Origin of the sequence: Nannocystis punicea, assembly GCF_026965555.1 — a bacterium.
Taxonomy (GTDB): Bacteria; Myxococcota_A; Polyangia; order Nannocystales; family Nannocystaceae; genus Nannocystis; species Nannocystis punicea.
This window is the reverse complement of sequence record NZ_CP114040.1, coordinates 7,122,040-7,145,916: the sequence shown is the minus strand read 5'-3', so window position 1 is coordinate 7,145,916 and position 23,877 is coordinate 7,122,040. Positions and strand designations below refer to the sequence as shown.

The window sequence follows — 23,877 nt, the reverse complement described above, 5'->3', positions numbered from 1 at the left end:
CGCGCTTGTTCCTGTTATCCTCCGCGCGTGCCAGCGCCCTCGATCCGGCCGGTCCGCGGCCTCGCCCTCGCGCTCGTGCTCGCGGGCGGGCCCGCCTGCGGCGGCGACGACGACGACAATTTGCCGGTCGCCGAGCCCGCCGCCCTGCCACCCCGTCCCGGGGCGGCCCGCCAGAGCCAGGAAGAGACGGCCCGCGCCGGCGTCGACGCGCTGCTGGCGACCCCCAGCCCGGCCACCTTGCTGGCGGTGCTCGGCCAGGGCCACCTCGTCGCCCGCGGGCTGCTCGGCCGCCACACCCTCAAGGTCACCGCCGAGTTCAGCCTGACGCCGGTCGAGCCGGTGCGCCCGGCGGTCGACGCGCCGGTGCTGCTGGCGCAGAAGGTCGTCGACGAGCTCGAGCTGCAGTGGGCCGCCGGTCCCGAAGAACCTGTCCGTTTCTACCTGTCCCAACATACAGATCAGCACCGCGGCCGCGAGGTCATGGTGCTCGACGAGAAGGCCTACACGCGGATGCTGCACCGCGGCTGGCACGTGCGCCCGCTCGACGCCGACCTCCACCTGCGCTGGCTCGACGAGGCCCAGCGCAGCGTCCATGACGTGGTCGAGCTGGCCGCGCCGGCGCTGGCCGTGGCCGCCGTCGAGGAGGGCGACACGGTGCGGGTGACGCTGTCGCTGGCCGATCCGTCGGCGCGCACGCCGGTGACCCCGAGCGCGGCGCCCGGCCGGGAGTGGCGCGAGAAGGCCGAGATCACGGCCGTCGAGGGCACGCTGACCCTGGAGCGCGCCACGGGCCTGTGGCAGACCGCGGAGATCCGCGTCGGTTACGGCGTGCGCGACGAGCTCGAGCGGGCGCTGGTCGGCGAGACCCACCTCACCGGCACCGCGGCGCGAGCCCCCGAGCTCCAGATCCAGGCGCCGGAGCACGTGCTGCCGCTGCCGGAGCGCGTGCGCTACGAGAGCGAGCGACGGCGCCTGCTCGACGGCCTCGCCGGCACCTGAGCGGGCCCCGCACTGCGATCGATGCCGGCCGGGGGCCGCGACGATCCCGGCCGCGTCGTGCCGTGCCGACGCACGGACCGAGGACCGGCGGCGGCGATCGGCGCGGCCGGATCGGCCGCAGCTCGGCCGCGACGGGCCTCGTCTCTCTCGGGCCTCGCGGCGACGAGACGGGCCGGACCCTCGCCGGCGGCGATGGGTGAGGCCGTCGCTCGGCCTCGACAGACCTGGTCCCGGTCGACCTTACGAGAGGCGGGCACGAGCGCCGGCTGCGACGGGCGAGGCCCGATCGGCCGCGTCCGGCTGCGACGGGGGTCGATCGGTGCACGGCCCCTGGGGCTCAGGATGGCGCGTCTCGTGGCCTTCCAGATCCCCGGCACGGCGGAGGCCTGCGGGCGCGGAGCGGGTTGCGAGGATGCCACGCTCTCCTGCGGCCGCGAGTGCACTCCGGCGGAGCCCAAAGCGGCCCTGCGGAGCGAGCCCGGGCGCCCGTGCGGGGGCCGATCGTCGACGCCGGAGCGGGCGAGCGAGCGCCTCCGCGTGAGCTGACGCGCCCGGGCGGGGGCCGGGGGCCTTTGCGGCGCCGCTCGCCCGCGCTAAAAGGCCACGCGTGACGAAGCCTGCCCTTACGCGCGCGGATCTGCCGCCCGCCCTCCAGCGTGCCCTCGACCTCGCGGTCGACGCCAAGGCCGCTGCGCCCGTCGTTCTCCAGCTCACCGACGTGGCCGGCTATACCGACTGGGCGCTGGTCGTGTCGGGTCGGTCGGACCGCCACGTCGGCGGTATCACCGAGACGATCATGGCTGGCCTGAAGGACATCCAGCTCACGCCGATCGGCTCCGACGGCCTCGAGGAGCACCTGTGGGACCTCCTCGATTACGACGACTTCCTGGTCCACGTGTTTTATCACCCGGTGCGCAAGCACTACGACCTCGAGAGCATGTGGCGCGACGCCCCGCGCGCCGAGCTCGGGCTGCCGGCGGAGGTCATGGACACCTCGACGCTCGAGGGTCTGGCGCCGCCGGTCGACATGCCGCCGTTCCGCGGCGGTAGCTTCGGCGCCTTCCCTGGCGAGCTCGAGGGCGAGGAGGAGCTCGAGGGCGCGCCGGGTGAGCTGCCCGAGGGCGACGACGAGGGCGAGGACCTCGACGAGGGCGAGGAGGACGTCGCCGAGTACGATGAGCCCGACGACTTCGCCGAGGAGGGCGAGGGCGAGGGCGACTACGCCTACGGCGACGAGGACGACGAGGACGACGAGGACCTGGTCGCCGACGACGGCGCCGACGAGGCAGTGCCCGCCGAGGCGCCGCCGCCCACGCGGCGCAAGTGAGCGTTCGCCCGTGAAGATCAGCGTCGTCGCCGCCGGCAAGCTCAAGGACACCGCGCTCGTCGCGTTGTGCGCCGACTATTTGCGGCGCGTGCAGCCGTTCGTCACCGTCGAGATGCTCGAGGTGCGCGACCTCGCGGCCATCCGCGCCCACTGGACCCGTCACGAGGGCGCCCGCGTCCTCCTCGACGAGCGCGGCGAGCAGGTCGCCACCCGCGAGCTCGCGCAGTGGATCGACCGCTGGCGCCGCGACGCCCGCGACGTCGCCCTCTACATCGGCGACGCCGAAGGCTTCACGGTCACCGACCGCACCCAGGCCGACCGCCTGCTCGCCGTGTCCCGCCTGACCCTGCCGCACCGCCTGGTCCGCCTGATCCTGCTCGAGCAGCTCTACCGCGCCGGGAGCCTGCTCGCCGGCCACCCCTACCACCACGGCTGAGCTGTCCGGACGGACCTGCTCGCAAGAGCAGGCCCTTTCGAGCATGTCCGAACGGACATGTTCTGAGGGGCATGCTCGATCGGCACGCGCTCACGCCCGAGATCGTCGCGCCCGGCCGAGCTCGACACGCCATGAGCGCGGCACGTGCGCGCCGATTTGCGCTCACGGCCGAGGCTCGTCGTGCGCGCGGCCCAAGCTCGACGTGCTGCGACCTCCGCCGTTCAGGCGGTTCCGGGCCCCGGATCTCGGCGGAGCCGACTTTTTCCTCCTTCAAGAGAGCTCCCGTGGACAGGGGCCGGGGCGACCTGGCACCGAGTTGCGCAGACCGAGGCAATTTTCGCCGTGAAGCACGCCAGTCGCCACGAAGGTCGAGCACCTGTCTGAGGGACAGGTCGCCCCGGACACCGGCCCCGCGACCCTCGCCGCCGATCCATCCGGGGCCCGGAGCCGCCGTGCGACGCTCCTCGCGCCCGAAATCCAGCCTCCGCGCGCCGAAGTCCGCCGCGAGCTCGTCGGCCGAGAACTTCAACATGTCTCGATAGACATGTTCAAAAGAACACCCTCCCTGCAGGTCCATCCGTGGCCGGGAGCCGCTGTGCGACGCTCCTCGCGCCCGACCGTTCGGCCCTCCGAGCGCCGAAGCCCGCCGGCGAGCGATCGCCGTCAGGATCTCCGGCCGCTGCGCTATGCTGGCCCGCGTGGACCAGCCCAAGCGCGGACACGCCGACCTGCTCGCCCTCGTCGCCCGCCATGCCAACGTCAAGGGGCGGACCGACTCGCCGTACCCGGGTCTGTGGTTCTGGCGCTGCGACGAGCCGGTCACCAAGCGCAAGTCGCAGGCGTTGACCCTGTCGCTGGCCGTGATCGTCCAGGGGCGCAAGGCCGTGAACTTCGGCGAGCACGCCTTCACCTACGATCCCTTCAATTACCTCGTGCTGACCGGCGAGGCCGACTACGAGAGCACCATCATCGACGCCAGCGCCGAGCGGCCGTACCTCTCCATGAGCGTCGGCGTGCCGCCCGACGTCGTCGCTCGCACCTTGATCGCGCTGGCCGACAGCGACCTCGGCGGCGTCGACGAGCCGGCGCCGGCGTACGTCTCGCGCCTCGACGCACCGATCGTCGACGCGCTGTGCCGCCTGCTCGAGGCTGTCGGCGATCCGGCCGAGCGGGCCGTCCTGGCGCCGCTGATCGTCGAGGAGATCGTGTTCCGCCTGCTGCGCTCGGACGCCGCCGCCGTGCTGCGGCGGGCGGTTCGCCGCGGCGACGAGGCGCGGATCCAGGAGTCCATGGCCTTCATCCGCGCCCACGCGGCCGAGCGTCTCACCGTCGAGAATCTGGCGCGGCGCGCCGCCATGAGCCCCTCGCACTACGCCCACCGCTTCCGCGCCGTCGCGCGCGTCAGCCCGATGCGTTACGTCAAGCACGTCCGCCTGCATGAGGCGCGCACCTTGTTGCTCCGCGGCGCGCGGGCCGGCGAGGTCGCGGGTCAGGTCGGCTACGCCAGCGCCTCGCACTTCACCCGCGACTTCAAGAGTTACTTCGGGGTCCCGCCGGCCGAGTACGCCCGCCGCCTGCACGCCGCGCCGGACCGGCCCGCCGAGGCGCAGCAGACCGCGTAGCGAGCGTCCGCCAGGTCGCGCCGGCCTCGTCCCACGGGCCCGTCGCGGCCGTCGGCGACGGTCTCGCAGGATCGGGCAAGAGAAGCGCAGCGGCCGGCGTGGCCTCCGTCGGAGGTCTCGCTTAAAGAAGACGCCATGAAGACACGCAAGCTCGGTACCACTGGCATCGACCTGTCCGCCATCGGCCTCGGCTGCATGGGCATGTCCGACTTCTACGGCCCCGCCGACGAGCAGCGCTCGCTCGCCGTCATCCGCCGCGCGCTGGACGAGGGCGTCAACTTCCTCGACACCGCCGACATGTACGGCTCCGGCCGCAACGAGCAGCTGGTCGGCAAGGCGATCCAGGGGCGCCGCGGCGACGTCGTCGTGGCCACCAAGTTCGCCATTCGCCGCGGCCCGAACGGCGAGTTCCTCGGCGTCTCGGGCAAGCCCGAGTACGTCAAGGAGGCCTGCGACGCCAGCCTGAAGCGGCTCGGCGTCGACGTCATCGACCTCTATTATCAGCACCGCGTCGACCCCGAGGTCCCGATCGAGGAGACCGTCGGGGCGATGGCCGACCTGGTGAAGGCGGGCAAGGTGCGGCACCTCGGGCTCAGCGAGGCCGCGCCGGCGACGATCCGGCGCGCCACCAAAGTGCACCCGATCGCCGCGCTGCAGACCGAGTACTCGCTGTGGAGCCGCGATCCCGAGGACGAGCTGCTCGGCCTGTGCGCCGAGCTCGGGATCACCTTCGTCGCCTACAGCCCGCTCGGGCGCGGCTTCCTCACCGGCCAGATCAAGTCGATCGACGACCTCGCCGCCGACGACTTCCGTCGCTCGTCGCCGCGCTTCCAGGGCGAGAACTTCCAGCGCAACCTCGACCTCGTCGGCCACATCGAGCGGCTCGCCGCCGCTCGCAAGGTCACCGCGGCCCAGCTCGCGCTCGCCTGGCTGCTCGCGCGCGCCCCTCACGTCGTCCCGATCCCCGGCACTCGCAGCGAGGAGCGCCTGGCCGAGAACATCGGCGCCGTCGACATCGCGCTGACTCCCGAGGAGCTGCAGGCGATCGACGCCATCGCCCCGCGCGGGGCCGCGGCCGGCGAGCGCTACGCAGCGGCCAGCATGCGGCAGCTCAACGGCTGAGCGGAAGGGCGCCGCAGCGGCCCCGGAGATTGCTGTCCTCGGGGGCATGTCCTCGAGGACACATTGATAAGAATGTCCTTCAGGACAGGACCCTTCAGGCATCTCCAGGCTCGGGCGATCTCCTGCGGGCAATGCGAGGCGGGCGCCCCGACCTTCTCGGCCGAGCGGAAGGGCGCCTCGTCGCTTGCTATCCTCGGGGACATGTCCTCGAGGGCAGCAAGATTTGAATGTCCTGCAGGACAGGACCTTTCAGGCGTCTGCGGGTCCGGTCGGCCTCCTGCGAGCAAAGCGAGGCGGGCCCGACCCGAGCTTCTCTACCTTAGGACCGTTTTAGTTACGACCGCCGTATACCGGATGTGTGTCCGGCACTGGGCTGTGATCTCTCCCGAGATCAACTTTGATGGCCCGGGCCCACGTGGCCGCCTCGCCGCGCGAGGTTAGCGTGAGCGCGTCACGCCTGGCAAGCGCGCGGGGCCGCGCTTGCCGGCCGCGGGCGTCTCCTGCGAGGATGGTCGCGTGCGTGGTCTCGGGGTCGCGGCGTTCGGGCTCGGGCTCTTGCTCGCGGGCGAGGCGCGCGCGGACGGGCCGTGCGACGCCATCGAGCACTGGACGCGGCTCGAGCCGGGCAACGCGTACGGCGTGCCGACCGACGGCGTCCTGCTGCTCTCGGTGCGCGGCTACTCGGACACGGAGGGCAGCGACGCCGACGCCCTCGCGCGCACGAGCCTCGCGGTGAGCCGCGACGACGCGGCGATCGCCGGCGCGCTGGAGCTCACCGACGTCGCCGGCGTGCTGGCGTGGCGCCCGGCCGGACCGCTCGAGCCCGGGGAGGATTACGTGGTCGAGGCGAGCCTCGACAATTCGCCGGAGTCCGACGCGGCGGCCTGCGCCGAGGACACGCTCACGCGGCTGTTCACGATGATCGTCGAGCCGGGTCCGTCGGCGCCGCTCGTGCCGCCGGCGCTGCTCGCCGACGTGCGTGCGTACGACTCTCCGTGGCTCGAGCTCGACACGATCGCCTGCTGCGAGGGCACGCGGCCGGTCGATCGGCCGGAGCACGGCAGCGCGCCCGCCGAGGTCGAGTGGTTCCCGGGCCACTGCGCCCCGTACTTCGGGACGAAGCTGCTCAACGTCGCGGTCGCGGTCCAGCACGGCCTGCCGCCGGCGACCGCAGCCCTGGTCGCGCGCCAGGTCGTCACCGACGACCAGCCCGGACCGTTCACGCTCGCCCTGGACGAGAAGGTGCGGACTCGCCAGTCGAGGTCGTTCTGCCAGCGCGTCGTGCTGAAGAACCTCGCCACCGGCGTCACCGCGACCAGCGAGACCCTGTGCCACGGCGTCGACATCCCCGACCTCGGCGCGCACGACATCGATCCGCTGGAGACCCTGAGCGAGTGGTGCCCGGGCGCCGCCCAGACCTGCGAGGTCGTCGAGGTCGTCGAGGTCGGCCAGACCGTGAAGACGTGGGACCTCGAGCGCTGCACGCCGTGGCCGTCCGGCGCGCCGGAGGACGAGAGCACGAGCCGCGAGGCCGAGGGCGCGGACGGGGAGGGGGTCGCGAGCGAGGACGTCGACGGCTGCGCCTGCGCGACGGGCGAGCGAGCACCGACAGGGCTCGTGAGCGTCGCGCTGCTGGTCCTCGCCAGCCGGCGACGTCGGGCCGGGGCGTGATCGGCCAGGACTGGGCCGCGCGTTCGCGTCGCTCGGCGCGGCGTCCGTGACCTGGTCGAGGGGGACGAGGCGGAGCGCCGCGTCACCCCTCGAAGCAAAGATGTCCTCCGAGACATGTCCAACAGAACATTTCTCGAAGGACACATGCCACCCCTCGCCGTCGCTCGCCTTGTGCGCGCGCTGCGATGGCGCTCCGCGGTGCTCCCGCGCGCCGCGAGCGAGGCGTCGGGCGGGTGACGGGTGCGTCACCGCGAGGTAGCGAGCTCGACGTTCGCCGCGGAGCGTGCGCGAGCGACTGGCACGAGCTCGCGCGCGAGGACGACGAGCGGGCGGACCCGACCCGTGCGCGGTTGCCTCGAGCGCCGCGCGTGTTGCGAGGAACGCTCGCGCGACTGCAGCAAATGCCGCGCGGGCTTCCCCCGGGCGAGAGGACGCGCTACGAGGTCCGCCATGTCCGTACGCCCTGCCGCGCACCTCCTGATGTCCTTCGCCGTCCTCCTCGCCTGCAGTCCCAGCGACCCGGGCACGACCGACGCGTCGACGGGCGCCACCAGCACCGGCGAGACCGACGCGACGACGACGCCGACCACGACCGCCCCGACCACCGGGGACGCGAGCGCCACGGCCGACGCGACCACGAGCGACGCGACCACGAGCGACGCGACCACGAGCGACGCGACCACCGGCGACGACAGCACGACGACCGACGCGACCACGTCGCCCGTCGACACGACGACCGGCGACGAGACGACGACGACGACGACCGGCGAGACGACGACGACCGGCGAGACGACGACGACGAGCGGCGACGACACGACCACGAGCGACACGACCACGAGCTCGACCGGCGACGAGACCACCGGCGACGAGGGCCTCGGCCCCGACGCCGAGGCGGCGATCGACGCGCTCGAGCTGGTGGTCGACGGCGTGCTGTGGCCGAGCGAGTCGGACTACCCGTGGATCGTGTTCGGTCTGGCCGACGCCGCGCCGGTCACCGTCGACAACCTCAAGGAGCTGGTCGGCCCGCTGGTCGTGGTCGAGAACGGCGAGGCGCCGCTCGAGGACCAGTCGATCGAAGAGGAGCCGTGGGAGGACATCTTCGACAAGATGACGACGCCGCAGGACTGGTGGACCGACTACGAGATCATGCGCGCGGAGCAGTACCAGGCGATCCACGACACCCTCGACGCCCACCTCGTCAACCTCAAGATGTTCCGGATCGGCGAGCAGTCGGGCAACTGGCTGTCGGGCGCGATCGACATGTTCGTGATCGGCGAGACCGCCGACGGCGACCTGGTCGGGATCCAGACCATCACCGTCGAGACCTGAGCTCCGCGGGCCGGAGCGGGTCGCGGCGCGCTGCGGAGCGCCGAGCTCTATGGTCTCGAGGACATGCACTTCGGGGCATGTCTTCTGCGAGATGTCATGGCGGACATGCCCGAAGGGACATGTCCTTCCGCTTACTGCTTGTGGACCACGCCCTGGTCGTCGACGGTGAACGTCAGCTCCTCGCGCAGCAGCTGGTTGCTGTCCTGCGAGCGCGAGAGCATGACGGTGGCGGTGGCCTCGTCGAAGCCGTCGGCGACGGACAGGAGGACGCGGAAGGTCTGCGGCGTGCGCGGGGGGACGAAGCCGTCCCAGCGGGTGGCGCCGCCCTCGACGTTGAAGCCCTGGATGTAGACCTCGGCGACCAGCTTGTTGGTCTCGACGATGCCTGCGACGCGCATCTTGAGCACGAGCTCGACCTGGCGGGGACCCTTGGGCTCGTAGGTGAGGTCGAGCTGGAGGTCGGCGGCGTCCTCCTTGACGGACTCGCTGCGCAGGGAGATCGGGCCGCCGGCGGGCTTGTGCGCGCAACCGAGGAGGACCGCCGCGAGGGTCAGGGAGACGAGGGGACGCATGGCACCGCCGGTTTTACACCCGCCCCGGGCCCGGCGTCAGCGGGGCCGGGCGGCGCGGCGGAGCGGCGCGGCAAGCCGAGAGCTGGCGACCACCGTCGCGGGGCGGGCGTTCGCGCAGCCGCGGCGCGGCGAGACGAGAGCTGGCGACCGCGGTCGCGGGGCGGGCGCCCGCGGGGCGGAGCGGCGTGGCGAGACGAGAGCTGGCGACCGCGGTCGCGGGGCGGGCGTCCGCGGGGCGGAGCGGCGCGGCGAGACGAGAGCTGGCGACCGCGGTCGCGGGGCGGGCGTCCGCGTGGCGAGGCGAGAGCGGCGACCGCGGTCGTGGAGCGGGCGTCCGCGGGGCGGCAAGGCGAGCGCTGGGACGCGCGAGCTCGCGATCGCCGCCGCGAGGGCCAGCGCGCGCGAGCTCGCGACCTTCGGGGCAGCGCGTCAGCGGGACGGCAGGCCGAATTGCAGGGCCAGCTCCAGGCCGAGAGAGAGCTCGAGGCCGCCGACGCGGAAGCGCGGGACCCCGGCGACGTCGGCCAGGCCGACCACGCGCGCGCCGTCGTGGTCGTCGACGACGAAGCTGCCGCCGAGCTCGATCCGCGGGCCCACACGCAGGCCGAGCCACGGCGACGGCCGGGCGCGGAAGCCGGGCGAGAGGCGGAGGAACCCGCCCAGCAGCGGCGGGCGGGCCAGCCTGTCGTCGTCGCCGGCGGCGAACAGCGGCGCCCGCTCGCCCTCGCGCGTGATCCACCACGGCTCGATCGCCAGGCCGACGAGGATCGGCAGCTCGAAGCGGCCGCGGCGCAGGGCGTAGCCGGCCGCGATCGCCACGCGCAGCCGGCCGAGGCCGACGCCCGCCGCGGTCTGGCCGATCGCGCGGGTCTCGAGCGCCGCGGCGAAGCCTCGGGGGCTTCGGACCTCGAGGCCGAGGCCGCCGCCGCCGCCCGCGAGCGGGCCGGCGTACGCGGGCGAGCCGAGGCCGAGCGCGACCGCGGCCTGCAGGCCGAGGCCGAGCTCCCAGCGTGGCTTGTCGGACATGTCCTTTTGGACCTGCTCGCTGGGGCCTGTCGCTTCGGTCCGGTCCGGAGGGGGCTCCGCGACGGGCGGGGGCGCGGGCTCGGGCGCCGGGGTCGGCTCGGGCGCGGCGGTGGCCACGGGCGGCGGGATCGCCACGTCCTCCTGGTCGGGGGCGACGGCGCCCTGCTCGACGGCGAAGATCAGGTTGGCGGCGGTGCTGGCGGCGACGCGGACCTCTTGCCCGATCTCGATCGCGAAGCTGCGCTCGTAGGCGCGGCCGTCGGAGGTGATCACGCGGATCGTCCCGCGCTCGTCGGCGGCGCGGCCGAGCTGGAGATAGAGGTGCGGCGTCTCGGTCGGGACGGGGCCGCCGTGGCGCTCGATCGGCAGCCGCGGCAGGCGCAGGCGCAGGGCCGCCAGCACCGCGGCCTCGTCGAAGCCGGTGATGTCGGCCCGCGCGGCCCGGAACTCCTGCGGCTCGCCGGTCGGGGCGTCGTATGTCCCTGGGGACATGTCCGATGCGACACCCGGGGCGGCCGCAGGGGCGACCAGCAGGGCGAGCAGCGCGCATGTCGAGGCGAGGAGCACGGGGCGAGCCTAGCGTGTTTCAGTCGCAGCCGTAGTCGACGCACACGGCCGCGCCGAGGTAGGCGGAGTCGCAGCAGACGTCGAGGTCGCCGGTGCACGCCGACGGGCAGGGGCAGGTCAGGCACTCGCCGGCGTACGCGTAGGGGCGGCAGTCGCCGGCCAGACAGACCTGGTCGCCGGCGCACGGGCTGCCGCAGGCGTCGCAGTGCAGCGGGTCCTCGGCGAGCACGACGCAGGCGCCGTCGCAGTCGACGCGGCCGTCGCCGCAGCCCTCGACGCACTTGCTGTTGTTGCACACGCCCTGATCGCCGCAGTCGTTGTCGCACTCGCCGCAGTGGCGCGGATCGCTGCGGGTGTCGACGCACGCCTCGCCGCAGCGGACCAGGCCGTCGCGGCAGCGGCACTCGCCGCCGTCGCAGCGCTCCCGCGCCGGGTCGCAGGCCCCGTCGCAGCAGGTGCCCTCGGCGACGCATTCGCCGCCGCAGAAGACCTGGTCTTCGGGGCAGGTCGGGTCGCCGCAGGCGGTCGTGCAGGTCGAGCCGGCGTCGTCGCACTGTCCCTCGGAGCAGGTCTCGGACTCGTGCGCGCTGTCCTCGCTGTCGTGCTCGCTGTCGTGGCTGTTGTCGTCGGTCGAGCCCGCGCCGCCGATCGTGTACTCCTTCAGGCACGCGGGGGCGCTCGCCAGGACCAGCGCGGCGGCCAGGGCGAGGCCCTCGCGCGTCACGGCGCCTCCCCGCTGCCGGCCTCGGCGAGGGCGCCCTCGGCGTGCTTGCGATGGGCCCCCGACGGGTGGTGTTCGAGGTAGTCGCGCCAGCAGGCGGCGCGCTCGGCGGTCGGGCTGCGGCGGCACAGGCCGGCGCGGGCGTCGTCGGCGAAGCGGCCGCCGGGGAAGCGATCGAGGTACTCGCGCCACACGGCGGCCTGGCCGTCGCCTCCGCGCAGCTGGCGGGTCAGCGCGAACAGGTCGCCGTAGGCCAGCTCGGCGCGCGCGCCGGCGCCGGGGAGGGCGAGGATCTCCCGGTACTTGCGCTCGGCCGCCGCGAGCTCGCCGCGCTGCCACAGCTGCTGCGCCTCGTCCTCGAGCGACGGGCCGGCCGGCGCGGGCGCGGCTTCGTCGGGCCTGCGCCGGCGCGAGTCCCTGGCGCCGGGCTTGCGCGGGCGCGCCTCCGTCGGGGCTTCGACGGCCGGCGCCGGCGCGTCTGATCCTGTCGCTTCGGGCATGTCCTCGGGGACATTCAACTCTGGCTTCTCGGGCATGTCCTCGAGGACATTCGAGGATGATTTTTCGGGCATGTCCTCGCGGACAGCCGACGAGCGCGGCTCGGCGACGCCGTCGAGGTGGACCTCGGTGGTGCCGCCGAAGCGCGCCTCGTCGTGCCGGCCGCCGGCGCCCTCGAGGGCCGCCGCGGTGCCGCGCTGGTCGGCCTGCTGCGAGATGAGGTCGGGGCCGACGACGGCGAGCAGGACGGCCGCGGCGAGGGCGACGGCGACGCCCAGGGCCACGCCGAGGCGCCGACGCCGGGGGACCGGGGCCCGCGGGATGCCGGCCAGACGGCGCTCGGCGAGCTTGCCGTCGAGCTCGGCCTTCAGCGCGGTGGTGAACGGCGCCAGGGCCTCGGCGTCGCCGCGCCCCTCGCCCGGAGCGAGCGAGGCCACCGGCGGCAGGGCCTCGGCGCGCGCGACCGCGTCGGCCGGGACTGCGTCCGGGTCGAGCTCGCGGGCGCGAGCCAACATGGCCGAAAAGTCAGGTGCGGGCCGGGCCCTGGCGACCAGGCGATCGAGGTGGTCGGCGGCGTCGCGGGCGAACGGCGCCAGCTCGGGCGGGAGGCCGTCGTCGTCACGCGTCGTCATGGTCGCGCTCCTTGTCGTGAGAGTCTTCGGCGAGCCAGCCGAGGCGCACGAGCTCGCTGCGGATCCGCGCGCGGGCCCGGGTGGCGCGCACGCGCAGGTTGCCGGGCGAGATGCCGAGCTCGGCGGCGGCGGCGGGCACCGGCATGTCCTGCAGGTCGCACAGCACGAACGCCTCGCGTAGCTGCGGCGGCAAGGTCTCGAGCACGGCGAGCAGGACCTCGGCGCGGCGCTGCCGGAGGTGCGCGCCCTCGGGGTCGGCGTCGGTGCCGACGCTGCGCTGGGCGCTGACGACCTCGAGGCGATCCATGGCTTGGTCCCCACGGTAGCGCGAGCGCCAGTGCTTGCGCACGATGTTGACGGCGATCCCCCGCAGCCACCCGGCGAACGAGGCCCGGCCCTCGAACTGCGCCAGGCCGACGAAGGCCCGCGCGAAGGTCTCCTGGACCAGATCCTCGGCGGCCGCGGTGTCGCCGGTGAGGTAGGCGACGTGGCGGAACACCCGGTCGAAGTGCTCTTGATAGAGGCGCGACCAGGCCTCGATGTCGCCGCCGCGGGCGCGATGAAGGAGCTCGGCCTCGCGGTCCTCCGCTTCGGAGGCGCTTGGCGTCGAGCCCGGACGTAGTAGTTGCAGGATCGAACCCACTCAGCCCCCAGGTACCCGATCGAGCCGGGGTGTTACAGCCCGCGATGCGGTGCGAAAACGCGCCCGGTCAGGGGGTAAAAATTTTTTGACCACACCCTGTAACAAGCTCGCAGGTCCGGGGACTCGGGGGCGGAGACCAAAACTCATGCGCATCCTCGGCACCGCGATCCTCCTTTCCTTTTCCACGACCCTGTTCCTGTTCGGCTGTGACATCGAGTTGAAGGGCAAGAACGCCGACGACCAGGCCGACAACGAGAAGGACGGCGAGGGCGACGGCAACGGTGACGACGGTGGTAAGGGCGACGGCGACGACGACGGCGGCGGCGAGGGCGACGGCGAGGGTGATACGCAGGGCGACTCGCAAGGCGACGGCGGCGAGAAGGACACGCAGGGCGACGGCGAGGGCGAGGGCGACACGCAGGGCGACTCGCAAGGCGACGGCGGCGAGGGTGACACGCAGGGCGACTCGCAAGGCGACGGCGGCGAGGGTGACACGCAGGGCGACTCGCAAGGCGACGGCGGCGAAGGTGACACGCAGGGCGACTCGCAAGGCGACGGCGGCGAAGGTGACACGCAGGGCGACTCGCAAGGCGACGGCGGCGAGGGTGACACGCAGGGCGACTCGCAAGGCGACGGCGGCGAGGGTGACACGCAAGGCGACGGCGGCGGTGAGGGCGACACGAAGGGCGAGGGCGACACCGGCGACGGCGGCGATGAGGGCGACACGAAGGGCGAGGGCGACACCGGCGACGGCGGTGAGGGCGACACGAAGGGCGAGGGCGACACCGGCGACGGCGGCGGTGAGGGCGACACGAAGGGCGAGGGCGACACCGGCGACGGCGGCGGCGAGGGCGACACCCTCTGAGCGCACCGTTCACGCGCGCCGCAGGCTTCATCGACATGTCTTTGGGGACATGCGGTGTTTCGCGGCGCGCGTCTCAGAGAGGGGCGATGTCGCGGCAGAGATCCTCGAGAGTGCCTGATTCGGCGGACTCGGGTCCCGCACGGCCGTGACGACCTCGTGCGGCCAAGCGTCCCTCTTCATGCAGTCGAGGATGGGACGGCGAAGCTGTCCGCCGCGAGTCCGACGATCTTCCTCTCATGCGCGGCCGACGTCCCGCGGCGCCCCGTGCAGCAACGTCCCCGACGCAGATCGCGACGACGCGCCGCGACCGACCTCGCACAGGCCGGCCCGGCGCGGGCATCGTCACGCATCGCAGGGCTCAGACATCCTGCGACTGCTTGCCGCCCTTGCGCATCGGGTCGTCGCGGCGTTGCTCGGTCTCGACGTCGGGGCGATCGCCCATGTCGGTGCGGTTGCGGTTCGGGTTGCCCTGCTGGACGTCACGGTCGGTGCGCGGCGTGCTGGCCGGCATGTCGGGCTGCGGGCGGCCACCCTGCTGCGGGTTGCGCTGGCGCTCGTCCTGCGTCTGGCCCGTGCCGCGATCGCGGCGAGTGTCCTGCGGATTCTTCTGATTCGGGTTGGTCATGGCTGTGTCTCCTGTGTCTGTCCCTCGGGACAGGGCGTTCATCACCCGGTCCGGGGCTCGGCGTCGGGAGCATGGTCGGCAGGGCGGGTGCGGCAAGTGACGCAGGCGATCGCGGGCGCGCCGCCCCGACGTGAAGCCGCGATGGCGGTGCGATGAGCTCGCGCGACTGGTACGTGAGTGTGGCAGGGCTCGCTGGAGAGGCTCATTTCGCGGGCGCGACGGCGCGTCGTGAGCGACCGCGGTCCGGCTCGGCCGCGGGGACCGCGTGGCGTCCTCGACCGCAGCGAGCAGGCTCAGGCCACCAGCTCGGCGAAGATCCGCAGGAGCGGCTCGATGAACAGCGGCGACGGCAGGATCGTGCCGCCGAGCGCCCAGGCGCGGGCCAGCGGCAGCGGCCAGCGACGCACACCCAGCGGCCCCTCGACCGCCAGCAGCACGCCCTGCAAGGAGAAGAAGGCGGCTGTCCGCAAGACCATGTCGAGGTCGAGCGCGGCGGCGACGATCCACGTGTGCAGCGCGACGCTGGCGGCGAACGCGAGCGCGAGGCCGGCGCCGGGGTGGCCGCGGCGGGCGAGCGGGACGAAGCAGTGCTGGCGCAGCCAGCGGTTGACGACGAGGTTCCAGCGCTCGCCCCAGAAGTCGCGCAGGCTGCGGGCGAGGATCGGGTGGCGCTGGACCGGCGGGACACGGGCGCCGAGCAGGCGGCCGACGCCCTCGAGCAGGCCGGCCGCGGTCTCGGCGAAGCCGTAGAGGAAGGCGCAGCCGGCCAGCCAGCGCAGCGGGAGCCCGCCGTGGTGCGGCGACAGGACCACGGCTGTCCACAAGGACATGACCATGAAGGCAGCCGCGACGGCGGTCCGCGACCACACCGCGAGGTCGAAGCGCGGGGGCACCCACTCGCAGCGGCGGCTGTCGACGATCGCCAGCACGTGGACGACCCGGCGCAGCGGCCCGAACTCGCGCGGCTCGCGGGCGAGGTCGATGAGGCGGGCGAAGCCCCAGAACGCCGCCGCGGCCAGGAGCGCCCGCCAGAACGGGGTGCCGGCGTCGAACGGGACGAGGAACGCCGGGAGGGCGACGCACAGGCCGAGCGCGCGCCGCAGCGGCGAACCGGCGGTCACGAGGGCGGCGAGGACGAGGAGCGCGAGCATCGTCGCGCGCAGTGTACCTGTCCGGAGCCGCGCTCGACCAGCTGGCTCGTGGGACAGGTCACAAGTCGGGCGCGCCGCCGCGCCGCCGCGAGGATGCCGCGGCGCGCAGGCGCGAGCGCACCGGAGGTCTCACGCGCGTGCTCGTCGCCCTCGCGGGCACGAGGGCGCGACGAGCTCGTAGAGGTGGCGACCGGGCTGGCGCGACAGGAGGTCGGGCGCGAACCGGGCTCGAGAGGCGGCTCGCGGACGCGGACCGATCCGGGGGATGTTGTCGCGAACAGGGCTCGCGGCAGTCGGCGAAACCAAGGCGAAGCGACCAGCTCGGGTGCTCCGCGAGGTCCGTCGTGAACCGGGCAGCGGCTACCGAGGTCGCGAACGCCGAGCGCAAGTCGTGCTTCGAACGTACCTCGACAGGGCCTCGAGGATCCGTTCGGCGCTCTCTGGCTTCTCGGACAGGTGGCACGTGGAGGTGGCGCGAGGACGGACAGGAGTGGCTAGCGAGCGAAAGGATGTGGAGGCACATCGCCCAGGCGGTGCGAGGGCGGACCGAGTGACTCGCGGGCGAAAGGATGTGGAGGCACATCGCCCAGGCGGTGCGAGGGCGGACCGAGTGACTCGCGGGCGAAAGGATGTGGAGGCACATCGCCCAGGCGGTGCGAGGCGGACCGAGTGACTCGCGGGCGAAAGGATGTGGAGGCACATCGCCCAGGCGGTGCGAGGACGGACAGGAGTGGCTCGCGGGCGAAACGATGTGGAGGCACATCGCCCAGGCGGTGCGAGGGCGGACCGAGTGACTCGCGGGCGAAAGGATGTGGAGGCACGTCGCCCAGGCGGTGCGAGGGCGGACCGAGTGACTCGCGGGCGAAGGATGTGGAGGCACGTGGAGGCGGCGCGAGGCGGACCGAGTGACTCGCGGGCGAAAGGATGTGGAGGCACGTCGCCCAGGCGGTGCGAGGGCGGACCGAGTGACTCGCGGGCGATGTTCGTTGCGAGCCAGACCTCGCGTGCGGCCGTCGGCGCGAGGATCGTGCCGAGGGCGATGCTCGTCACGCAGGCCACCATGGTTGCGGCGGCGGGTCGCACTCACGGGCAGAAGTCGCCGAGCGGGTCCTCCGAGCTGCAGGTGTTGAGGCTGGCGTTCTGGCCCTTGGGCACGCGGACGGTCTCGAGGTGGATGTGCGGGCCCGACGAGCAGCCGGAGTTGCCGCTGTAGGCGACGAGCTGGCCCTGGTCGACGTGGCTGCCGTTCTGGATCCCCGGGCCGAGGCCGTCGATGTGCAGGTAGTAGACGAACAGGTCGCTGGCCGGGTCGTTCGGATCGCCGCAGTCGGACTTCAGCTTGACGTAGTTGAAGGCGTTCCAGCACTGCATGCTGCAGCCGTTGTCGTAGCAGTTGGGCAGGCCGAGCTGCTGGCCGACCACGGTGCCGGCGATGCCGGCGTAGATCGGGGTGCCGAGCGCGACGCCGTAGTCGATGCCGTGGTGCGAGCCGCCGTTGCCGCAGGCGGAGAAGGCCTGCGTGACCACGCCGGGCGGGACCTGCAGGCAATACTCGCCGCCGTTCGGCACCGCCTTGCACGCGTCGGGCACGCCCGGCGGGTTCACCTGACAGCCGTCGGGGCACACGGTCTTGCCGACGGTCTCGCCGCCTGCACAATCATACAGGTCGTTCGGGTCACCTGCGGGCAGGCTCTGGCCGCAGTAGAGGCCGTCGCCGCTCATCGCTCCCTGGCACGGGTCGACCTCCGGGTTGCACGCGTCGGCGACGCCGGGCGGGTTGACCTTGCAGCCGGCGTTGCACACGGTCTGAGCCGCGGTGACGCCGTCCTGGCAATTGTAGAGGACCGTCGCGTCGCCGCCCATCAGCGTGCCGCCGCAGTAGAGGCCGTTGCCGCTCATCGCCGAGGCGCACGGGTCCTGCGCGATCGGCTTGCACGCGCCGGCCTCGCAGCCCGCCGGGCACGGCGTCGCCGATTGGGTCAGGCCGCCGCTGCATTGATAGAGGCTGTTGTGCTCGCCGAGACCGTCGAGCTCGCTGCCGCAGTGCGCACCGTCGCCGGCGCCGTCGCACGGATCGGCAGGCGTGTTCGGATCCGTCGTCGTGCCGGTGGTGAGCGGACCCTGCGTGGTCGCGTCGGTGCTGCTGTGGCTGCTCGTGGAGTCGTCAGGCGCGGTGGTCGGCGGACACAGCGTGAGCCCGTCGCACGGCGCAGCGGTGGCCGCGCTGTCGCTGGTGGTAGGTCCGGCGGTGCTGCCGGAATCGCTCGCGCCGCTGCTCTCGCTGGTCGCGAGCGACGCGCTCGTGATCGTCCCCGCCGACAGCCCCGAGGGTCCCGCGGACTCGCCGCAAGCGAGCATGATCGTGACGGCGAGGACAGGCAAGAGCGCGGTCGAGCGAGCCATCGTCGTCGACGATACTCGCGCGCCGCGCCGCACGAAAAGCGGGGCTGGGCGAGCCTCCGTGAATTCGCGAAGCTTGGCCATGCGCCTTCCATTATCGCTCGCTCGCATGTTGGTCGTGTCGCTCGTCGCTGCCGGATCGGGGGCGTGCGGCGACGACGGGAAAGGCGGGGCCTCGGGCTTCGCGACGGAGACGGGGACGACGTCGACGAGCGACGACTCGACGACGGCGCCGACGAGCGGTGAACCGACGACCACGTCGACCTCGATGTCGTCGACGTCGACCTCGACGTCGACCTCGGTGCCGACGACGACCGAGCCGGTGACACCGACCGACGCCACGAGCACGTCGACGGGCGAGACGACCGACGCGACGTCGTCGACGACGACGACCTCGACGGCGACGACGAACGACAGCACCGGGACGACCGGGACGGAGGAGTGCGGGGCGCCGGGCATCTTGCTGGTGTGCGACAAGGACGACGACGTCGATCCGTTCCACGCGATCGGTGTCGGCTGTCCGGGGGCCAAGGAGAACACCATCCCGATCACCGACCCGGTGTTCATGTCGCAGCCGATCGCGTGGCGGGCGGCGCGGGGCTTCGGCGCCGCCGAGGATCCGAACGCGCCCGGCGAGCTGCTGTTCCGCCCGCGCGAGGGCGAGAAGTTCCTGGTCTTGAGTACAGGTCGGGTCGCCAACCTCGACGGCGAGGGGTACCTGGTCGAGACGCAGTCGCAGTACGAGAACGACAACAACTTCAACCCCGACATGCCGAACGCCTTGCCGGCGCCGATGAGCCACCTGGCCGGTTCCAACAGCGGTCAGGGCGGGACGCCGTTCGCCGGGTGCGACGGCGCGAACGACTGCTCCGACAGCATCGAGCCCAACTGGACGCTCGGCAACGGCGACCCCAACGACGTCTTGTTCGGCTCGTTCGCGGTCGAGGTGCCGCCGGGCGTCGACGGCTTCCTGTTCGACGCGGTGTTCTTCTCGTCGGAGTACCCGGAGTTCGTCGACCAGAAGTTCAACGACATGTTCATCGGCTGGTCGACCAGCGAGGCGTACACCGGCAACGTCACGTTCGTCGACGGCCAGCCGTTCACGGTCACGTCGCTGGCCGAGGCGATGGAGAACGCCGGCTACGTCGGCGACGCGCCCGAGCTGGCCGGCACCGGCTTCGAGTCGCACGGCACCACCGGCTGGGTGACGATCCAGGCCCAGGTGGTCCCAGGCGAGACGTTCACGTTCGCGTTCGCCATCATGGACATGGGCGACAGCAGCAAGGCCACCGTGACCCTCGTCGATCACTGGCGCTGGGACTGCAAGGGCTGCGTGCCGCTCGAGGTCGATCCGCAGTGCGGCACGGAGGGCCACCCGAAGTGCTGCGGCCTGTGCGTCGACGAGCTCGACGACCCCCTGTGCGGCACGGAGGGCCACCCGGCCTGCTGCACCGCCGGCTGAGGTCAACGTCGGCGCGATGGCTTTCGGGACATGTCCTCCGCGCCGCGGCCGGTCCTGACCCGGCGGCCGGCGATCGTGGGCGCCGGACCGCGGGGGATCTACCCGGCGCCGCCCGGGGCCCTCGGGCGGCGCTGGAGTGCAGGACGCGGAAGTCCTCACCGTCGGCGCCCCGGCGGCAGTGGTGCTCCCGTCGGCGATGGGATAGGGTGGCGCCATGGTCCTTCGCTCTGGCTTTCGTCACCTGTCTCTTGGTACATGTTCGATCGTGTTCGCGCTGGCCGGCTGTTCGACGGCCGCGAGCGGCACGGGCGGGTCGACCGACGGCCTGCCCGACGGCAGCACGACGACGGAGGCGGGCTCGACCGGTCAGCCGAGCTCCGACACCGCGCAGCCCACCACCACGGGGAGCACCAACGAGACGTTCCCGGGCACGTCGACGGACGACGGCACCACGCTCGGGACCACCAGCCAGGCGACGATGGGCGTCGACACGACGACCGGCGGGCCCGACCAGACGACCGGGCCGCTGACCTCGACCGACGCGAGCACTGAGACCTCCGACGCAACGGAGACCGCGGGCGACACGTTCGAGGAGACCTCGTCGACGTCGACCACCGATCCGGTCGACGACGACGACGACGACGACGACCTGGTGCCCGACGCGGACGACAACTGCCCGGCCGACGCCAACCCGATGCAGGAGGACACCGACGGCGACGGCCAGGGCGACGCCTGCGACGAGGACGACGACGACGACACCATCCCCGACGAGATGGACAACTGCCCGCTGATCCCCAACCAGGATCAGAAGAACACCGACATGGACGCGATGGGCGACGCCTGCGACGACGACCTCGACGGCGACGAAATCCCCAACCCCGACGACCCGTTCCCGACCGACGGCAACCTGCCCGGGGTGACGACGCCCTTCAAGATCTACGCCCACTCGTCCGGCAACCTGTACACGGTCGACGTCGCCGACCCGTACGCGGTGACGATGGTCAGCAACTTCAAGTTCTCCAACGACGCCTGCGACCACTCGGTGACCGACGTGGCGATCGACCGCTGGGGCGTGCTGTACGCGATCACGTTCGGCTGCGGCTACGTGGTCAACCCGCAGACGGCGCAGGCGTACAAGCTCGGCACGCTGCCGCAGAGCTTCAACGGCCTGACGATGATCCCGAAGGGCATCCTCGACCCGAACAAGGACACGCTGGTCGGCATCGCCCAGTCGGGCCAGTGGTACAAGATGACGCTGCAGAACGGGATGTTCAACATCCAGCAGATCGGTCAGTACGGCGCGGGCTACAGCTCGACCGGCGACGCGTTCTCGATCGAGGGCGTCGGCACCTACGGCGCGGTCACCAAGAACGGGGTCGCCGGCACGGTGATCGTCGAGGTCGACCCGGCCACCGGCGCGGTCCAGAGCGAGCTGGCGACGCTCGCCCAGTACTCGACGATCTACGGCCTGGCCGGCTGGGAGGGCCTGATCCTGGCGTTCGACTCGACCGGGCAGATGATCCGCGTCGACCCGCAGACGAAGGTGGTCACGCCGCTCGGCAACAAGGGCGTGAGCTGGTGGGGCGCCGGCGTCGGGACAGTGATCCCGCAGTGAACAGCAGGGCGAGGGCGGCCCAGCCGCCGGCCTCGCCCCCGCTGCTGCAACCACACCCCTCGTAGACGGGGGGCATCGTCGCGGTGTCACCGGTGGCGTCGCCGGCGGAGTCGCCGGCGGTCGTGTCGTCGGTCGTGCTCGAGGAGGCGGTGTCGGTGACCGGTCCCATCGTCGGCGAGGTGCCCCAGGCCGGCTCGGCCTCGTCCTGGAAGACCCCCGTGGTGGTTGCGGCGGGCGCGAAGAGGGCGAGGACCAGGGCGAGGGCGTCGAGCATGCCGCGAGGATAGGCGGGTGCGCGGCCGGCTGTCCACTCGTCCGCGAGCGGCGGCGAGACGGCGAGACGAGGGCGGACGAGCGGCGCTCTTTAAGGTGTCCCTCGAGACATGTCCTGAGGAGAATGTCCTGGAGGACAGACGATCAGGCCGGCTTGCGGATCGCCCAGTGGGCGTCGAGCGGGGCGTCGCACAGGCCGCTGTGGTGCGACTCGAAGTTGATGGCGTTGTGCTGGCCGAGCGGGGCGCTCTCGCCCTCGGCGAGGGTGAGGTCGGCGCCGTCGAACATGAATTCCAGGTGCCACAGCTCGGCGGGCTGACAGCAGCCCATGCAGTTGCAGTTCTCGACGGTGTGCGGGGTGATCGACAGCTCGGCCGCGCCGGCCTGGGTGGGCGAGAGGCCGTGGCCGGCGTGGTAGACGGCGGGCTCGCCGGGCGCCTGGAGGTCCCACACCGAGATGGCGGCGAACTGACAGCCGCCGAAGCCCTCGATGCGGTCGACGACGATCCGCGGGCAGGCCGGCAGGAGCGGCAACCACGGGGCGGGCGCCTGGACTGTGAGGGTCCACGGGTCGGGGATCAGGCAGCTGTCGCCGCAGGCGCAGCCGTCGAGCTGCCACACGGGGCCCTTCTGGTCGCTGATCCGCGTGCCGGTGAACTCGAGCGGGCCGCACGGGGCGGGCTTGCCCATCTGCACCAGCTCGGCGGCGACCGTGTCGCCCTCGACGCCGCACATGCCGCCGCCGCTGGTGGTCTCCGGATCGGTGGTGCCGATGGTCGCGGGCTCGGTGGTGCTCGTCGCGGTGGCGGTGGGGTCGACGGTGGTGGCGGTGTCGGGGCCGGTGGTGCCCGTGGTGGTGGTGATCGTGCTGGCGCCCGTCGGCTCGGGCGTGGTGGTCGGCGTGACGGTGGTGGCGGGGCCGGCAGTGTCGTCGGGGCCGGTGGTGTCCGGACCGGCCGTGGTGGCCGTGGTGGAGGTCTCGCTGCCGGTCGTGACGGCGGTGGTGTCGTCGGCGCAGGCCACCGCCATCACGGCGAACATGGATAGGGCGAGTTCAAGGCGAGGCATGCGACAAGGGTAGCGAGTCCGGACGAAGAGCGCCCGTCACGTCCGCAGCCCGCCGGGCGAGGCGTGTGACCAGGGCCCGCGAGCAACGCCGCACGCGCGCGCGCAAGCTCCGTCGCTGCGGGCGATCGCCAGAGCGCGGCCGTTCCGTCGCGGTGCGTCGCGGAGCTTGGCCACGGATGCAGTCACTCACAGGTTGCGGCGCAGACAGGTCTCGCGGTGCATCACCCGTGCGGGCGGTCAGGCGCGCGCAAGGGTCGCGGCGAGCCCGGGTCGCGCTCGAGCGCGTGCGAGGCGAGGTCGAGCGATCGGGGCGTCGCGAGTGACCGCGATGGCGAGCGGTCGATGCGAGGTGCTACGGGGTCTTTTCGCCGGCGGGGATCGCGAACGGCAGGCGGTTCTCGGCCAGCGGGATCGGGCAGGTGGCGTAGGCCGTGAAGGCGCACGGCGGGTTGTGGGCGCGGTTGAAGTCGAGCTGGACGGCGCCGTCGCGTGGCAGGTCGGCGAGGAGGAAGCGGCCGCCGTGGTAGGTCTCGCGGCCGCTGGTGCGATCGCCGAAGACGAACAGCAAGGAGTCGCCGGCGGGGCCGTGCTCGAGGATCGGGGTCAGGCGGTGCTCCTGGCCGTCGACGGTGAAGACGGCGGTGCCGGGGACCTGGGCCGGCTGGACCGTGCCGAGGACGGTGGGGTGCTCGATGGTCCGCGGGGTCGCAAGCGGCTCGAAGCGGGCCCGGATCACCCACGCGGGATCGAGGGCGAAGGTGGCGATGCCGGTGAACTCGCGCCGCTCGCTGCTCTGGGTGTCGTAGAGGCGCAGGCCGAGGCGCTCGCCGCGGGCGATGACGAGGAAGGTGAAGCGGTCGCCGAGCTCGACGCGATCGGGCGGCTGGGCCGGATCGACGTCGGAGCGCAGGACGACGTCGGTGACGGCCTCGCCGCGGACCCGCGCGTCCACGCCGGGCGCGAGGCGCAGGTGGACGCGCCCGCCCGCGAGCGCGAGGACCCCGACGTCTCGCGGCGCGCCCGCGGGGAAGACGATGTCGGCGCCGGGATCGGCGCCGAGCCGGTACTCGCCGTCGCGCAGCCAGTAGAGCCCGGCGAGCGCGAGCCAGCCCTGAGGGGCCCGCAGCGCCTCGATCCGCGCGGCGTGCCAGCGGGCGTGGTCGGCGGCGTAGGCGGGCTCGACGGCCGCGGGCGGCGGCGCGTGCGGCCGACAGGCGGGGACGGTCACGGCGAGCAGGAGCGCGACGCGTATG

The 23,877-nt window shown here is 72.9% G+C and carries 21 protein-coding genes; 10 read left to right on the top strand and 11 right to left on the bottom strand.

Features of this window, described 5'->3' with window-relative positions:
* The first annotated feature begins 27 nt into the window (after positions 1-27).
* From O0S08_RS27490 to O0S08_RS27460, 7 genes are all read left to right on the top strand, one after another.
* A complete protein-coding gene (locus O0S08_RS27490) occupies positions 28-999 on the top strand; it encodes a hypothetical protein (protein WP_269032277.1) in 972 nt (323 codons plus the stop codon).
* 607 nt (positions 1,000-1,606) lie between these two features.
* Positions 1,607-2,326 (top strand): ribosome silencing factor, encoded by a 720-nt coding sequence (gene rsfS / locus O0S08_RS27485; RefSeq protein ID WP_269032276.1) that lies wholly within the window; start codon positions 1,607-1,609, stop codon positions 2,324-2,326.
* A gap of 10 nt (positions 2,327-2,336) precedes the next feature.
* Positions 2,337-2,762, top strand: coding sequence for a 23S rRNA (pseudouridine(1915)-N(3))-methyltransferase RlmH (locus tag O0S08_RS27480; protein WP_269032275.1), 426 nt, complete (start codon positions 2,337-2,339; stop codon positions 2,760-2,762).
* A gap of 698 nt (positions 2,763-3,460) precedes the next feature.
* Positions 3,461-4,384 (top strand): AraC family transcriptional regulator, encoded by a 924-nt coding sequence (locus O0S08_RS27475; RefSeq protein ID WP_269032274.1) that lies wholly within the window; start codon positions 3,461-3,463, stop codon positions 4,382-4,384.
* A 135-nt stretch (positions 4,385-4,519) separates the two neighbouring features.
* Entirely contained in the window at positions 4,520-5,506 is a 987-nt protein-coding gene (locus O0S08_RS27470) for an aldo/keto reductase (protein WP_269032273.1), read from the top strand.
* A 516-nt stretch (positions 5,507-6,022) separates the two neighbouring features.
* Complete coding sequence (locus O0S08_RS27465) at positions 6,023-7,177, top strand: hypothetical protein (protein WP_269032271.1); 1,155 nt, start codon at positions 6,023-6,025, stop codon at positions 7,175-7,177.
* A 450-nt stretch (positions 7,178-7,627) separates the two neighbouring features.
* Positions 7,628-8,506: a nuclease A inhibitor family protein gene (locus tag O0S08_RS27460; RefSeq protein WP_269032269.1), complete on the top strand. Its 879-nt coding sequence runs from the start codon at positions 7,628-7,630 to the stop codon at positions 8,504-8,506.
* Positions 8,507-8,637: 131 nt separating this feature from the next.
* Here the strand turns inward: O0S08_RS27460 and O0S08_RS27455 are convergent, their stop codons facing one another.
* The 5 genes from O0S08_RS27455 to O0S08_RS27435 all read right to left on the bottom strand — a co-directional run bounded on the left by O0S08_RS27455 (position 8,638) and on the right by O0S08_RS27435 (position 13,165).
* Entirely contained in the window at positions 8,638-9,078 is a 441-nt protein-coding gene (locus tag O0S08_RS27455; RefSeq protein WP_269032267.1) for a hypothetical protein, read from the bottom strand.
* 429 nt (positions 9,079-9,507) lie between these two features.
* A complete protein-coding gene (locus O0S08_RS27450) occupies positions 9,508-10,671 on the bottom strand; it encodes a hypothetical protein (RefSeq protein WP_269032266.1) in 1,164 nt (387 codons plus the stop codon).
* Between the two features lie 19 nt (positions 10,672-10,690).
* Positions 10,691-11,395 (bottom strand): hypothetical protein, encoded by a 705-nt coding sequence (locus O0S08_RS27445; protein ID WP_269032264.1) that lies wholly within the window; start codon positions 11,393-11,395, stop codon positions 10,691-10,693.
* The gene (locus O0S08_RS27440; protein ID WP_269032263.1) at positions 11,392-12,522 is read right to left on the bottom strand and encodes a hypothetical protein; all 1,131 of its coding nucleotides are present in this window, start codon (positions 12,520-12,522) and stop codon (positions 11,392-11,394) included. Before O0S08_RS27440 ends, O0S08_RS27445 begins: the two co-directional genes overlap by 4 nt.
* A complete protein-coding gene (locus O0S08_RS27435) occupies positions 12,509-13,165 on the bottom strand; it encodes an RNA polymerase sigma factor (protein WP_269032262.1) in 657 nt (218 codons plus the stop codon). Before O0S08_RS27435 ends, O0S08_RS27440 begins: the two co-directional genes overlap by 14 nt.
* A gap of 145 nt (positions 13,166-13,310) precedes the next feature.
* On the opposite strand from O0S08_RS27435, the gene O0S08_RS27430 reads away from it, so the two are divergent.
* Entirely contained in the window at positions 13,311-14,030 is a 720-nt protein-coding gene (locus O0S08_RS27430; protein ID WP_269032261.1) for a hypothetical protein, read from the top strand.
* A gap of 358 nt (positions 14,031-14,388) precedes the next feature.
* On the opposite strand, the gene O0S08_RS27425 is transcribed toward O0S08_RS27430, so the two are convergent.
* From O0S08_RS27425 to O0S08_RS27415, 3 genes are all read right to left on the bottom strand, one after another.
* Positions 14,389-14,655 carry a hypothetical protein gene (locus O0S08_RS27425; protein ID WP_269032260.1) on the bottom strand — a complete coding sequence of 89 codons (267 nt, stop codon included), beginning with the start codon at positions 14,653-14,655 and terminating at the stop codon, positions 14,389-14,391.
* A 293-nt stretch (positions 14,656-14,948) separates the two neighbouring features.
* On the bottom strand, positions 14,949-15,806 hold the full coding sequence (locus O0S08_RS27420; protein ID WP_269032259.1) for an MBOAT family protein: 858 nt from the start codon (positions 15,804-15,806) through the stop codon (positions 14,949-14,951).
* 1,083 nt (positions 15,807-16,889) lie between these two features.
* Entirely contained in the window at positions 16,890-18,209 is a 1,320-nt protein-coding gene (locus O0S08_RS27415) for a M23 family metallopeptidase (protein ID WP_269032258.1), read from the bottom strand.
* A gap of 106 nt (positions 18,210-18,315) precedes the next feature.
* Between O0S08_RS27415 and O0S08_RS27410 the strand changes: the two genes are divergently transcribed.
* Together O0S08_RS27410 and O0S08_RS27405 are read left to right on the top strand one after the other, a co-directional pair.
* Positions 18,316-19,668: a choice-of-anchor L domain-containing protein gene (locus O0S08_RS27410; RefSeq protein WP_269032257.1), complete on the top strand. Its 1,353-nt coding sequence runs from the start codon at positions 18,316-18,318 to the stop codon at positions 19,666-19,668.
* Between the two features lie 214 nt (positions 19,669-19,882).
* Positions 19,883-21,283, top strand: a complete 1,401-nt coding sequence (locus O0S08_RS27405) for a thrombospondin type 3 repeat-containing protein (RefSeq protein ID WP_269032256.1) — start codon at positions 19,883-19,885, stop codon at positions 21,281-21,283.
* Here O0S08_RS27405 and O0S08_RS27400 read toward each other — a convergent pair.
* The 3 genes from O0S08_RS27400 to O0S08_RS27390 all read right to left on the bottom strand — a co-directional run bounded on the left by O0S08_RS27400 (position 21,216) and on the right by O0S08_RS27390 (position 23,852).
* On the bottom strand, positions 21,216-21,557 hold the full coding sequence (locus O0S08_RS27400) for an MYXO-CTERM sorting domain-containing protein (RefSeq protein ID WP_269032255.1): 342 nt from the start codon (positions 21,555-21,557) through the stop codon (positions 21,216-21,218). The genes O0S08_RS27405 and O0S08_RS27400 overlap by 68 nt on opposite strands.
* Before the next feature lie 143 nt (positions 21,558-21,700).
* Complete coding sequence (locus O0S08_RS27395; RefSeq protein ID WP_269032254.1) at positions 21,701-22,624, bottom strand: hypothetical protein; 924 nt, start codon at positions 22,622-22,624, stop codon at positions 21,701-21,703.
* Positions 22,625-22,976: 352 nt separating this feature from the next.
* Complete coding sequence (locus O0S08_RS27390) at positions 22,977-23,852, bottom strand: DUF1684 domain-containing protein (RefSeq protein ID WP_269032253.1); 876 nt, start codon at positions 23,850-23,852, stop codon at positions 22,977-22,979.
* Positions 23,853-23,877: the final 25 nt, after the last annotated feature.

Excerpts from the sequence above, each read along its gene's own strand:
- O0S08_RS27410 (WP_269032257.1), top strand. The coding sequence starts at position 18,316 with ATGTTGGTCGTGTCGCTCGTCGCTGCCGGATCGGGGGCGTGCGGCGAC.
- O0S08_RS27430 (WP_269032261.1), top strand. The coding sequence starts at position 13,311 with ATGCGCATCCTCGGCACCGCGATCCTCCTTTCCTTTTCCACGACCCTG.
- O0S08_RS27405 (WP_269032256.1), top strand. The coding sequence starts at position 19,883 with ATGGTCCTTCGCTCTGGCTTTCGTCACCTGTCTCTTGGTACATGTTCG.
- O0S08_RS27455 (WP_269032267.1), bottom strand. The coding sequence starts at position 9,078 with ATGCGTCCCCTCGTCTCCCTGACCCTCGCGGCGGTCCTCCTCGGTTGC.
- O0S08_RS27460 (WP_269032269.1), top strand. The coding sequence starts at position 7,628 with ATGTCCGTACGCCCTGCCGCGCACCTCCTGATGTCCTTCGCCGTCCTC.
- O0S08_RS27395 (WP_269032254.1), bottom strand. The coding sequence starts at position 22,624 with ATGCCTCGCCTTGAACTCGCCCTATCCATGTTCGCCGTGATGGCGGTG.
- O0S08_RS27415 (WP_269032258.1), bottom strand. The coding sequence starts at position 18,209 with ATGGCTCGCTCGACCGCGCTCTTGCCTGTCCTCGCCGTCACGATCATG.
- O0S08_RS27425 (WP_269032260.1), bottom strand. The coding sequence starts at position 14,655 with ATGACCAACCCGAATCAGAAGAATCCGCAGGACACTCGCCGCGATCGC.
- O0S08_RS27400 (WP_269032255.1), bottom strand. The coding sequence starts at position 21,557 with ATGCTCGACGCCCTCGCCCTGGTCCTCGCCCTCTTCGCGCCCGCCGCA.
- O0S08_RS27420 (WP_269032259.1), bottom strand. The coding sequence starts at position 15,806 with ATGCTCGCGCTCCTCGTCCTCGCCGCCCTCGTGACCGCCGGTTCGCCG.
- O0S08_RS27440 (WP_269032263.1), bottom strand. The coding sequence starts at position 12,522 with ATGACGACGCGTGACGACGACGGCCTCCCGCCCGAGCTGGCGCCGTTC.
- O0S08_RS27470 (WP_269032273.1), top strand. The coding sequence starts at position 4,520 with ATGAAGACACGCAAGCTCGGTACCACTGGCATCGACCTGTCCGCCATC.